Genomic DNA, 12,141 nt, shown 5'->3' with positions numbered 1-12,141 from the left:
GCCCCGGTGGCGCCGGTGCGGGTCGTCCCGGCGGTGGCGGCGGCGGTGGCTACCGCGGTGGCGGCGGCGGCGCCCCTGGTGCGGGTGCCGGTGCGCCCGGTGCCGGTGGCGGCGCGGCTGGCGGTTTCCGCGGTCGTCCCGGTGGCGGCGGTGGCGGCGGTCGTCCGGGTGGTCCCGGTGGCCGCGGTGGTGCCGCAGGCGCGTTCGGCCGTCCCGGTGGCGCTCCCCGTCGTGGCCGCAAGTCGAAGCGGCAGAAGCGGCAAGAGTACGACTCGATGCAGGCGCCCGCCGTCGGCGGCGTGCGGCTGCCGCGCGGCAACGGCGAGATCATCCGGCTCGCCCGCGGCGCGTCGCTGTCGGACTTCGCGGAGAAGATCGACGCGAACCCGGCCGCGCTGGTCCAGGCCCTGTTCAACCTCGGTGAGATGGTCACCGCGACCCAGTCGGTGAACGACGAGACCCTCGAGCTGCTCGGCGGCGAGATGAACTACGTCGTCCACGTGGTCAGCCCCGAGGACGAGGACCGCGAGCTGCTGGAGTCGTTCGACCTCACCTACGGCGAGGACGAGGGCGGCGAGGAAGACCTCGAACAGCGTCCGCCGGTGGTGACCGTCATGGGTCACGTCGACCACGGTAAGACCCGACTGCTGGACACCATCCGCAAGGCGAACGTCCGCGAGGGCGAGGCCGGTGGCATCACCCAGCACATCGGCGCCTACCAGGTGCTCACTCATCTGGGCGACGAGGACCGGCTCATCACCTTCATCGACACCCCCGGTCACGAGGCGTTCACCGCCATGCGTGCCCGCGGTGCGAAGGCCACCGACATCGCGATCCTGGTGGTCGCCGCCGACGACGGCGTCATGCCGCAGACGGTGGAGGCGATCAACCACGCGCAGGCGGCCGACGTGCCGATCGTCGTGGCGGTCAACAAGATCGACAAGGAAGGCGCGAACCCGCAGAAGGTTCGTCAGCAGCTCACCGAGTACGGCCTGGTCGCCGAGGAATACGGCGGCGAGACCATGTTCGTCGACATCTCCGCCAGGCAGAACATCAACATCGATGCGCTGCTCGAGGCGGTCCTGCTGACCGCGGACGCGGCGCTGGACCTGCGGGCCAACCCGGACATGGACGCGCAGGGTGTTGCCATCGAGGCGCACCTCGACCGCGGCCGGGGCCCGGTGGCGACCGTGCTGATCCAGCGCGGCACCTTGCGGGTCGGCGACTCGATCGTGGCGGGAGACGCCTACGGCCGCGTGCGCCGGATGGTCGACGAGCACGGCGACGACGTCGAGGCGGCACTGCCGTCGCGGCCCGTCCAGGTGGTCGGCTTCACGTCGGTGCCCGGCGCCGGTGACAACTTGCTCGTGGTCGACGAGGACCGGATCGCCCGGCAGATCGCCGACCGGCGCAATGCGCGCAAGCGCAACGCGCTGGCCGCACGCAGCCGCAAGCGGATCAGCCTGGAAGATCTGGATGCCGCGCTGAAGGAGACCAGCGAGCTGAACCTGATCCTCAAGGGCGACAACTCGGGTACGGTCGAGGCCCTCGAGGAGGCGCTGCTCCAGATCCAGGTGGGCGACGAGGTGCGTCTGCGGGTGATCGACCGCGGCGTCGGTGGCGTCACCGAGACCAATGTCAACCTGGCTTCGGCGTCGAACGCGATCATCATCGGATTCAACGTCCGCGCCGAGGGCAAGGCCACCGAGCTGGCCAACCGCGAGGGTGTCGACATCCGGTACTACTCGGTGATCTACCAGGCCATCGACGAGATCGAGAAGGCCCTCAAGGGCATGCTCAAGCCGATCTACGAAGAGGTCGAGCTGGGCCGGGCCGAGATCAGGGCGATCTTCCGTTCGTCGAAGATCGGCAACATCGCCGGCTGCATGGTCACGTCGGGTTCGGTCAAGCGCAACGCCAAGGCGCGCCTGCTCCGCGACAACGTGGTGATCGCCGAGACGACGACGATCTCGTCGCTGCGCCGGGAGAAGGACGACGTCACCGAGGTCCGCGAGGGCTTCGAATGCGGTATGACGGTCACCTACTCCGATATCAAGGAAGGCGACATCATCGAGGCCTACGAGCTGCGCGAGAAGCCGCGCGACTGATAGACCGAGACGAAATCCGGACGCCGCGCGACGTGCGCGGCGTCCGGCCGGTCTTCCTGACAGTGGAGGGTGTGGGTGTACCTGGGTGCACTGGAGTTCGACCTGCTGCTCGGCGATGTGCATTCACTGAAACAGAAGCGCTCGGTGATCCGGCCGATTCTGGCCGAATTGCAGCGCTTCGGTGTGAGTGCCGCCGAAGGTGGGGAACACGATCTATACCGTCGCTCGCTACTGGGCGTGGCCATGGTCAGCGCAGGCATGGATCACCTGACCGAGGTGCTGGACAAATGTGAACGGCACGTCGCGTCGCGTCCGGAGTTACAGTTGCTGGCGGTGCGCCGCCGAATCTTCGGGCCCGAAGACTGACCGGCGCAGCGACGGCGCGGAGGACGGAGCTCCGGTGGCGACACCGGTCCGCGCTCCGACCGCCATCGAACAGAGTTGATAGTGAGGAGGAAACGGCCATGGTGGACCAAGCCAGGGCACGCCGACTCGCCAAGCGGATCTCCTCGATCGTCGCGACCGCGATCGAATACGAGGTGAAGGACCCGCGGCTGCGTTTCGTGACCATCACCGACGCCAAGGTCACCGGCGATCTCCGGGAGGCGACGGTGTACTACACCGTGATGGGCGAAACCCTCGACGCCGAGCCCGATTACGAAGGTGCGGCGATCGGCCTGGAGAAGGCCAAGGGCGTCCTGCGCTCCAAGGTGGGCGCGGGAACGGGGGTCAAGTTCACCCCGACGCTGGCATTCGTACTGGACACCGTGCCCGACGCGGCACGGCAGATGGAGGAACTGCTCGCCAGGGCGCGGGCCGCGGACGACGAGGTCGCCAAGGTGGCCGCCACGGCCAGGCCCGCGGGTGACGCCGACCCCTACAAGGTCGAACGCGACACCGACGAGTGACATGCGGTAGTCGATGACGACGATGCGGGAAACGGCCGATCTGGATGTGGCCGTGGCGGCGTTGGACGCCGCGCGCTCGGTGACCGTCGTCTGCCATGTGCAGCCCGATGCGGACACCGTGGGAAGTGGTCTCGCGCTGGCGCTGGTGCTGCACCGGCGCGGGATCCCGGTGCAGGTGTCCTTCGCCGAACCGGCGGAGTTACCCGTGTCGATGCGCTCGCTGCCCGGCGTGCGGCACCTGGTGGCGCCCGCCGACGTGCGTGCCGAGGTGGACCTGCTGATCGCGGTCGACTGCGGCAGCGCGACCCGGTTGGGCGCGCTCGCCGACCGATTACCCGGCGCCGCAACGACAATGGTGATCGATCATCATCGGTCCAACACCTCCTTCGGCGCGATCAACGTGGTCGATCCCGGCGCCGAGTCCACCACGAGCCTCGTCGCGCGGGTGCTCGACGCGTGGGGCGTGCCGATCGACGCGGATGTCGCGCACTGCCTCTATGCCGGTCTGGTCACCGACACCGGGTCGTTCCGGTGGGTGCGGCCGGGTACCCACGAACTCGCGGAACGGCTGCTGGCCACCGGAATCGACGGCGCGGACATCGCTCGCACCTTGATGGACACCCACCCGTTCGGGTGGTTGCCCATGTTGTCGCGGGTGCTGGGCACGGCGCAGCTCGTTCCGGAGGTCCGCGGCGGTGTGGGGCTGGTGTACGCGTTCGTGCGTCGCGACGACATCGACGACGTGCGGTCGGAGGAAATCGAGAGCGTGATCGACATCGTGCGCACGACAGCCGAAGCCGGAATCGCCGCGGTATTCAAGCAGTCCCGCGTCGTGCCGGACCGGTGGACGGTGTCGCTGCGCTCGCGCGACAGCGGATCGTTCGCGGGCGACGGGGTGGACGTCGCGGAGGTGGCGACAGCGCTGGGCGGCGGCGGCCACCGTTTCGCCGCCGGATACACCGCGTACGGCACGCCCGGCGATCTGGTCGGTGCGCTGCTGGCCGCCCTCGGATGAGGCGTGGCCGTCGGTAGCGGCGCCGTGGCGGGGCGCCCGCTCGGTGGCCGTGACGTCGTCGGGGCGTCGCCCCGCCCGTCCGGAAGCGCGGGTCGGGCGAGGCTTGCCGCGCGCTGCCGTGGTTGTCGGCGGTGCGTGCGAAGGTGGAGCGCGAGCGGAACGACGGTGGTCCCGGGGAGGTGTTCGTGAACGCGCAGGGTTGCAGTGGGGCGGAGATCGGTGACCCGGCTTCGCTCGGTGGCGGGACGGAGCCCGCGCGCGCGGACCGTGCCGCCGCTGCCGGACCGAAGCGCATTCTCGGCATCGCGTTGCCGACCCTCGGTGTGCTGGTGGCCGAGCCCATCTACCTGCTGTTCGATCTGGCCGTGGTCGGCAGGCTCGGGGCGCTCGCGCTGGCCGGTCTGGCCGTCGGCGGGCTGATTCTGGCGCAGACGAGTTCGCAGCTGACCTTCCTGTCCTACGGCACCACCGCGCGTTCGGCACGTCGCCACGGCGCGGGCGACCACCGGGGAGCCGTCGCTGAGGGTGTGCAGGCCAGCTGGATCGCGGTCGCCGTCGGCGTCGCGATCCTCGTGCTGGTCCAGGCGTTCGCCGTACCGGTGACCAGCGCCATCGCGGGTGGTGGGGAGATCGCGGAAGAAGCGCTGGGCTGGGTGCGGATCGCCCTGTTCGGCGTGCCGCTGATCCTGCTGTCCATGGCCGGGAACGGGTGGATGCGTGGCGTCCAGGAGACGCGCAGGCCGTTGGTCTTCGTGGTCGCCGGGCTCGTGGTGTCGGGCGTGCTGTGCCCCGCGCTGGTGCACGGACTGCTCGGCGCGCCGCACCTGGGCCTGCCCGGCTCGGCGGTGGCGAACGTGGCGGGGCAGATCGTCACCGCCGTCCTGTTCCTCGACGCGTTGATCCGCGAACGGGTTCCGCTCGCCCCGCACTGGTCGGTCATGCGGGCCCAACTCGTGCTCGGGCGCGACCTCATCGCCCGCAGTTTCGCCTTCCAGGCGTGCTTCGTCTCGGCGGCGGCGGTCGCCGCGCGTTTCGGCGCCGCGTCGGTAGCGGCCCACCAGTTGGTGCTGCAACTGTGGAACTTCCTGGCGCTGGCCCTGGACGCGCTGGCCATCGCCGCGCAGACGCTCACCGGCGCCGCTCTGGGCGCGGGTGACGCCACCGGCGCCCGCGGGATCGCGCGGCGCGTGACCCGCTGGTCGGAGATCTTCAGCCTCGGGCTCGCCGCCTGCTTCGCGGCGGGATCGGTGGCGATTCCGGCGCTGTTCACCGAAGACGCCGAAGTGCTCGAGCGCACCCACGTGGTGTGGTGGTTCTTCGTCGCGCTCATTCCGGTGGCGGGCATCGTCTTCGCCCTCGACGGCGTGCTGCTCGGTGCGGGCGACGCGGCGTATCTGCGTACCACCACGCTCGGTGCGGCGATGCTCGGTTTCCTGCCCGCCATCTGGATGTCGCTGGCCTTCGACTGGGGCGTCGCCGGAATCTGGTCCGGTCTCGCGGCGTTCATGGTGTTGCGGCTGATCGCCGTCGCGTGGCGGGCGCTGTCGGGCCGGTGGGCCTCGGTCGGCGCCGAGATGCCGAGGTGACCGACACCCGGCTCGGCCGGTGCGCGCGAATCCGGACGGATGTGCCAAGGTAGGTGTGGTGATACCCAAGTTGATGGCGGTGAGCGACATTCATGTCGGGCACCAGGGGAATCGGCCGGTCGTCGAGCAGATCAAGGCGGACTCGCCGGAGGACTGGCTCATCGTGGCCGGCGACGTGGGGGAGAAGACCGAGGACATCCGGTGGGCGCTGGAGCTGCTGCGCCGCCGGTTCGCCAAGGTGATCTGGGTGCCGGGCAATCACGAGCTGTGGACGACGGCCAAGGACCCGGTGCAGATGTCCGGGGTGGCACGCTACGACTACTTGGTGTCGATGTGCCGTGACCTGGACGTTCTCACGCCGGAGGACCCGTTTCCGGTATGGCGGGGCGCGGGCGCCGAGGAGCACGGCGGTGCGATCACGCTGGCGCCGATGTTCCTGCTGTACGACTACTCGTTCCTGCCGGAGGGAGCCACCACCAAGGCGGAGGGTCTGGCGATCGCCCGCGAGCGAAACGTGGTGGCGACCGACGAATTCCTGCTCTCGCCGGAGCCGTATCTGACCAGGGACGCGTGGTGCCACGCCCGGGTGCAGGTGACCAAGCGCAAGCTCGACGCGCTCGCCCCCGGTACCCCGGTCGTCCTGATCAACCACTTCCCTTTGGTCCGGCAGCCGACCGACGTGCTGTTCTACCCCGAGTTCGCGCTGTGGTGCGGCACCGAGCTGACCGCGGACTGGCACACCCGCTACAACGTGGTCTGCTCGGTCTACGGCCACCTGCACATCCCGCGCACCTCGCACTACGACGGCGTCCGGTTCGAGGAGGTCTCGCTGGGCTACCCGCGCGAATGGCAGCGCCGCGGCCTGCCCGATCGGTTGCTGCGCCAGATCCTGCCGACCCCGCAGTACCCGCCGGGTACGCTGAACAAGTGGGGCGGGCACTTCCAGGTGACTCCCGAGATGGAAGCCGCCGCCGCGGAGATGCGCAGCAAAGCGCAGCAGCGGCGCGGGCTGGCATAGTCGCGCGGCACATGGCGCTGCGATCCCGTCCGGTGGGGCTCGACTACGCTCGTCGGTGATGATCGAGAACATTCTGCCCACGGGTGTGGCCTCGGCCGAACTGCTGGCGTACCCGGAGGATCTGCGGCCGCATCCGGCGGAGGAGCATCTCATCGCCAAATCGGTGGAGAAGCGGCGCCGTGACTTCATCGGCGCGCGGCACTGCGCCCGGCTGGCGCTCACGCAGCTCGGCGAGCCGCCGGTCGCCATCGGCAAAGGCGAGCGCGGCGCTCCGGTCTTTCCGCGCGGGATCGTCGGCAGCTTGACCCACTGTGACGGCTACCAGGCCGCCGCCCTGGGCCACAAGCTGCGGTTCCGTTCCATCGGCATCGACGCCGAGCCGCACGCCACGTTGCCGGACGGTGTGCTGGACTCGGTCAGTCTGCCCCAGGAGCGGGAATGGCTGAAGACCATCGACTCCGAGCTGCATTTGGACCGGTTGCTGTTCTGCGCCAAGGAGGCCACCTACAAGGCGTGGTTCCCCCTGACGGTGCGCTGGCTGGGCTTCGAGGACGCGCATATCACCTTCGAGATCGAGGACAGCTTCGCCGATTCCGGGCGCGGCAGTTTCCGGACCGAATTGCTGGTGCCGGGGCAGACCACCGACGGCGGGCCGCCGCTGCACTCGTTCGACGGCCGTTGGCTGATCACCGACGGGTACATCCTGACCGCGATCGCGCACGTCTGATGGACGGACTCGGCGGGCTGCTCGTCATCGACAAGGCCGGTGGCTGGACCAGCCACGACGTCGTCGCGAAATGCCGGAAGCTGCTGCGCACCAAGAAGATCGGCCACGCAGGCACTCTCGATCCGATGGCGACCGGTGTGCTCGTGCTCGGTGTGGAGCGCGCGACCAAACTGCTCGGCCTGCTCACCCTGACGACCAAGGCGTACACCGCGACCATCCGGCTCGGGCAAGCGACCAGCACCGACGACGCCGAGGGCGAGGTGCTCACGACCACCTCGTCCGTTCACCTCACCGACGACGACATCGCCGCGCGCACAGCCGAACTCACCGGGAACATCGACCAGGTGCCCGCCACCGTGAGCGCGATCAAGGTGAACGGTGAGCGCGCCTATGCCCGTCACCGCGCGGGCGAAGACGTGCAGCTGGCCGCCCGCCCGGTCACGGTGTCGCGGTTCGACGTGCTCGCCCGGCGCGATATCGGCGATTTCGCCGACCTGGACGTGGTGGTCGAATGCTCTTCGGGCACCTATGTGCGTGCGCTGGCCCGTGATCTCGGCGCAGCGCTTGGCGTGGGCGGCCACCTGACCGCGTTGCGCCGGACCAGGGTCGGGCCGTTCACCCTCGAGCACGCCCGCACCCTGGACGAGCTGGCCGCCGCCGCGGAATCGGGCGCGCCGCCGCTGAGCCTCGACATGGACGCCGCGGTACGGACCGCCTTCCCGCACCGGGACATCGACGATACGCAAGCCGACGACCTGCGCAACGGCCGCTGGCTCGCCCCGGCCGGGCTTTCCGGCGTCTATGCCGCCATCGACCCGGCAGGCCGCGCCATCGCCCTGCTGCGGGAGTCCGGTAATCGCGCGTCCTCGGTGATGGTCGTCCGTCCGGCCAACCTTTGATCCATGCCGGTGTCGTATCGACCGATCCCGGCGCAGTTCCGGTAAGCCTTGTCGCTCAGGAGAATCCGTACAGTGTGGGGTGGTCGCCTGCGGCGGCCGTGGTCGGGCAACGGTGGCGAAGGTGGCGGGCGTGAGTGAGGGACGGGTGGATACGTTCGAGCTGTGGGACAGCGACGGGGACGGGCTCGTCTCGGTGCGGGACATCACGGCGGGTATCCGGGCGCTCGGTCTGGAGGTGGACGACGCGGCGGTGGAACGGCTGGTGGCGGCCGCCGACACCGACGGCGACTTCCTGGTCTCCCGAGCCGAGTTCGACGCCGCGCTGGCGGGCGGGCGCATCGAGGTGACCGACGCCGACGCCGCGTTCAAGGTCTTCGACGTCAACGGCGACGGCCGCATCTCCGTCGAGGAACTCGAATCACTGATCCGTCACTGCGGCGCGGGCCGGATCGAAGAACCGGCGGACGCCTTGCTGGCCGCCGCCGACACCGATGGCGACGGCTATCTCTCGCTGCCGGAATTCCGCGCGCTGCTGGAATTTCTCTCCCGATAGCGGCACGGGAGCCGGAGCCGCGTGGGCCGCGCAGCCGGACGCAGGTCCGTCGAACCGGTCGGCGCGGCAGAGCGAAGGCGCGGCAGCCGAGTCGAACTGGCCCGCGCCAACCGAGCGAGGGCGCGGCGGCCGGGCCTAGCCGCCGATCTGGTGGCGCAGGCGCTGCACGGCGTCGTCCATGTGCTCCACGAGCAGGGCGCGGGCGCGCGTGGGGTCGGCGGTGCCGATCGCCTCGCGCAGCTCGACGTGTTCACGGGCCTGTTCCCGCAGGTCCGGGTAGGTGGTCTGCAAGGCGCCAAGGCACATTCGCGTCTCGATCAGCAAGGTGCGGGCCGCGCGTACCAGCCGCGGACTGGCTGCGCTCTCCACCAGCGCTTCGTGGAAGGCCTGGTCGGCCTCGGATACCCCCACGGCGTCACCGCGTTCGGCGCAGGTGACCATCTCCTCGACGCTGGGCCCGAGCGCCTCGTAGGCGATCGGGCGGTGGCCGTCGAGGATCAGATCCAGCGCGCCGCCCTCCAGCGCCGTCCTGGCGCGGTAGATGTCGACGACGTCGTCGAGGCTCAGTTCGATGACGAAGATGCCGCGGTGGCGGATGCTGTGCAGCAGACCCTCGGACACCAAGCGCTGCATAGCCTCGCGCACCGGCCCGCGGGAGACCGCGAATCGCGCGGCCAGGTCGGCTTCGCCGAGCTGCGAGCCGGGCGCGAGACTGCCGCGCATGATCGCCTCGCGGAGCCGGTCGGCGATCATCTCCGCGGTCGACTGCCGGTTCACCGGCTCGAAATCAACGACGGACATCGATCTGCCTTTCCGCGAACAACGTGCCGAGACCGGGAACGACCGGCTCGGCGCCGGCCAGCCGCAGACCCGCCCAGATGGTGACCTGATTGGCTGTGAGCACCGGTTTGCCCAGCGTAGCCTCCAGGTCCGGCAGCGCCGCCATGGTGTGCATCGCGGTGTCGGGGATGAGCAGTGCCTGTGCATCGGGGTGGTCGTTGTCCGCCGCCAGCCGCAGCACCTGGGCCGGGGTGAGGGTGCCGACCTCGGCGGCGGTGTCGATGCCGGCGCTGGACATCGAGACGACGTCGATCCCCGCGTCGGCGAGGAATTCCACGAACAGCCGGGCGACTTCGTCGGGATAGCTGGCGGCGATGGCGACGGTGCGCAGTCCGAGCGCGTGCACGGCGTCGGCGAACGCGATGCTGGTGCTGGTCGCGGGCACGCCCGCGACTTCGGCCAGCGCGCGCACCTGGTCGCGGGCGCCCTCGGGCCCGTAGACGAAACTGCCTGACGTGCAGGCCCACACGATCGCGTCGGGGCGGTGCCGGGCGAGCAAGGAGGCGCCGAGGCGCAGTTTCCCGGGGCTGCCCAGCTCGAGCAGTTCGGGCACGGCGTGCAGATCGGTGCCGTAGATGTGGGCCACCGGAAGGTGCGCGCCGATCGCCGCCGCCGCGAGCGGGTAGTCGTCCTCGGCGGCGTGGTCGGGGTAGATGAAACCGACGGTGGGTGCGTCCATGCGATGTTCTTCCTTCAGAAAACGTTGAGCAGCCACTTGCCGGGGCCCATCATCGGCAGCTTCATCCGGCCGAGACAGGCCCACATGGTGAGCTGGTTGGCGGTGAGCACCGGTTTGCCGAGGGCCTTCTCCAGCGGCTCTATCACGTCGTAGGTCGGCAGGTTGGTGCAGCTGACGAAGACGGCCTGGGCCTCGGGATCGTCGGCGCCGACGATGCGTTCGGCGATCGTGCGGTAGCTGACCTTCCAGATGCCGCCGCCGAGCCCGAGGTGGTCGGAGCGCACCACCGAACACCCGGCCTCGGCGAGGAATTCGTGCAGCCGGTGGGTCAGGATCTCGTCGTAGGGGGTGAGCACCGAGATGCGGGTGAGGTCCAGATGGCGGATCGCTTCGAGCAACGCGCCCGAGGTGGTGACCGCGTCCTGCGCCCCGGCCCGGCAGATGGTGTCGCGCAGCGATTTCTCGTAGGCGAGACCTTTGATGAAACTGCCCGACGTGCACAGATACGCCACGACTTCGGGTTCCACGTGCAGCACGTTGTGCGTGGCCGCGGTGAGATGCGCCGCGTCGGACACCAATTCGGCCATCTCCAGCGAAACCGGGACCGGCTCGTAGGGGGTGCGCGCGAGGTGCAGACTCACATCCAGTGGCGCCCAGCGCCAGAGCTCTCGTTCGAGTGCGAGATCGAACGGTGCGATGATCCCGATGCCTCGTTGGGCAACGGGCCCCTCGAGGTCGGGAAAGCTCAGATCCACTACGGCCCCTCTCGCGCTCAGCCGGGACGACCTCCGAACACGATCGGATTGTTGACAATCATACGATGTGATCTTAGTGTGTCAATGTGGAACAGGGCCCGATTGTCGTCGTCCTGCACAGTGACAGTGTGCCCGACGCCGAGCGAATGGACCGAGTAGCAGGCCGCGCCACCATCAGGTACACCGAGGCGCCCGGATTGGCGGACGCCCTGCGCGGAGCGGAGGTCTTGTTCGTCTACGACTTCCGTACGCGCGCGTTGCCCGGCGCCTGGCACGCCGCCGACCGCTTGCGATGGGTGCACATGGGCTCGACCGGCGTCGACCCGGCGATGTTTCCCGAGCTGCGCGCGAGTGACGTGGTGGTGACCAACACCCGAGGCGTCTTCGACGCCGCGATCGCCGAATACGTGCTCGGCCAGATCCTCGGCTTCGCCAAGGACCTGTCCGGCTCGCTGCTGCTGCAACAGCGGCACGAGTGGCGGCATCGGGAATCCGAACGAGTCGCGGGGGCGACGGCGCTGATCGTCGGCACCGGCTCGATCGGACGCCATATCGCCCGGTTGCTGAGCGCGGTCGGGATGACCGTGCGCGCGGTGGGCAGGCGCGAGCGCGCTGCGGATCCGGATTTCGGCGAGATCGCCACCGATCTGCACGCCGAGCTGGCCGGTGCCGATTACGTCGTCGCGATCGCCCCGCTCACCGAGCAGACCAGGAACATGTTCGACGCCGCCGCCTTCGCCGCCATGAAACCGCACGCCAGGTTTGTCAACGTCGGCCGTGGGGAACTCGTTGTGACCGACGATCTCGTTGCCGCGCTGCGCACCGGATCGATCGCCGCGGCGGCGCTCGATGTGGTGGACCCCGAGCCGCTCCCCGCCGATCACCCCCTGTGGGAACTGCCGAATGTCCGGATCACCCCGCACAACTCCGGTGATTTCATCGGATGGCGCACCGAGATCGTCGACGCGTTCACCGAGAACTTCGACAACTGGATCGCCGGACGTCCGCTGGACAACGTGGTCGACAAAAGGCTGGGATACGTGCCCGGCTGAA

The 12,141-nt window shown here is 69.5% G+C and carries 13 protein-coding genes; 10 read left to right on the top strand and 3 right to left on the bottom strand.

What is annotated here, in order from left to right; translation table 11 throughout:
• The 9 genes from infB to ON29_RS34880 form a co-directional block, all read left to right on the top strand.
• On the top strand, window positions 1-2,108 hold a 2,108-nt coding region (gene infB, locus ON29_RS19255; RefSeq protein ID WP_083863793.1), incomplete at its 5' end, for a translation initiation factor IF-2.
• A 75-nt stretch (window positions 2,109-2,183) separates the two neighbouring features.
• Window positions 2,184-2,474 carry a DUF503 domain-containing protein gene (locus tag ON29_RS19250; RefSeq protein ID WP_040868135.1) on the top strand — a complete coding sequence of 97 codons (291 nt, stop codon included), beginning with the start codon at window positions 2,184-2,186 and terminating at the stop codon, window positions 2,472-2,474.
• A gap of 98 nt (window positions 2,475-2,572) precedes the next feature.
• Complete coding sequence (gene rbfA / locus ON29_RS19245) at window positions 2,573-3,016, top strand: 30S ribosome-binding factor RbfA (protein WP_040868103.1); 444 nt, start codon at window positions 2,573-2,575, stop codon at window positions 3,014-3,016.
• A 13-nt stretch (window positions 3,017-3,029) separates the two neighbouring features.
• Complete coding sequence (locus tag ON29_RS19240; RefSeq protein WP_040868101.1) at window positions 3,030-4,031, top strand: DHH family phosphoesterase; 1,002 nt, start codon at window positions 3,030-3,032, stop codon at window positions 4,029-4,031.
• A 293-nt stretch (window positions 4,032-4,324) separates the two neighbouring features.
• Window positions 4,325-5,617: an MATE family efflux transporter gene (locus ON29_RS19235; protein ID WP_051175382.1), complete on the top strand. Its 1,293-nt coding sequence runs from the start codon at window positions 4,325-4,327 to the stop codon at window positions 5,615-5,617.
• A gap of 58 nt (window positions 5,618-5,675) precedes the next feature.
• Window positions 5,676-6,635, top strand: a complete 960-nt coding sequence (locus tag ON29_RS19230; RefSeq protein WP_085994912.1) for a metallophosphoesterase family protein — start codon at window positions 5,676-5,678, stop codon at window positions 6,633-6,635.
• Window positions 6,636-6,693: 58 nt separating this feature from the next.
• A complete protein-coding gene (npt, locus tag ON29_RS19225) occupies window positions 6,694-7,362 on the top strand; it encodes a 4'-phosphopantetheinyl transferase Npt (protein WP_040868099.1) in 669 nt (222 codons plus the stop codon).
• Window positions 7,362-8,261, top strand: coding sequence for a tRNA pseudouridine(55) synthase TruB (truB, locus tag ON29_RS19220; protein WP_040868097.1), 900 nt, complete (start codon window positions 7,362-7,364; stop codon window positions 8,259-8,261). Before npt ends, truB begins: the two co-directional genes overlap by 1 nt.
• 130 nt (window positions 8,262-8,391) lie before the next feature.
• Window positions 8,392-8,814 (top strand): EF-hand domain-containing protein, encoded by a 423-nt coding sequence (locus ON29_RS34880; RefSeq protein ID WP_051175381.1) that lies wholly within the window; start codon window positions 8,392-8,394, stop codon window positions 8,812-8,814.
• A gap of 135 nt (window positions 8,815-8,949) precedes the next feature.
• On the opposite strand, the gene ON29_RS19210 is transcribed toward ON29_RS34880, so the two are convergent.
• The 3 genes from ON29_RS19210 to ON29_RS19200 are packed head-to-tail and all read right to left on the bottom strand — an operon-like array spanning window position 8,950 to window position 11,088.
• Window positions 8,950-9,615: a GntR family transcriptional regulator gene (locus ON29_RS19210; RefSeq protein ID WP_040868095.1), complete on the bottom strand. Its 666-nt coding sequence runs from the start codon at window positions 9,613-9,615 to the stop codon at window positions 8,950-8,952.
• Entirely contained in the window at window positions 9,602-10,333 is a 732-nt protein-coding gene (locus ON29_RS19205; RefSeq protein ID WP_040868094.1) for a maleate cis-trans isomerase family protein, read from the bottom strand. Before ON29_RS19205 ends, ON29_RS19210 begins: the two co-directional genes overlap by 14 nt.
• 14 nt (window positions 10,334-10,347) lie before the next feature.
• Window positions 10,348-11,088, bottom strand: coding sequence for a maleate cis-trans isomerase family protein (locus tag ON29_RS19200; protein ID WP_040868092.1), 741 nt, complete (start codon window positions 11,086-11,088; stop codon window positions 10,348-10,350).
• 86 nt (window positions 11,089-11,174) lie between these two features.
• Between ON29_RS19200 and ON29_RS19195 the strand changes: the two genes are divergently transcribed.
• Window positions 11,175-12,140 carry a D-2-hydroxyacid dehydrogenase gene (locus ON29_RS19195; RefSeq protein WP_040868091.1) on the top strand — a complete coding sequence of 322 codons (966 nt, stop codon included), beginning with the start codon at window positions 11,175-11,177 and terminating at the stop codon, window positions 12,138-12,140.
• Window position 12,141 lies beyond the last annotated feature (1 nt).

This window comes from Nocardia exalbida NBRC 100660 (assembly GCF_000308575.1).
Classification (GTDB): Bacteria; Actinomycetota; Actinomycetes; order Mycobacteriales; family Mycobacteriaceae; genus Nocardia; species Nocardia exalbida.
Note: the sequence above shows the minus strand (reverse complement) of the source record. Positions and strands in the feature narration are given on the sequence as shown.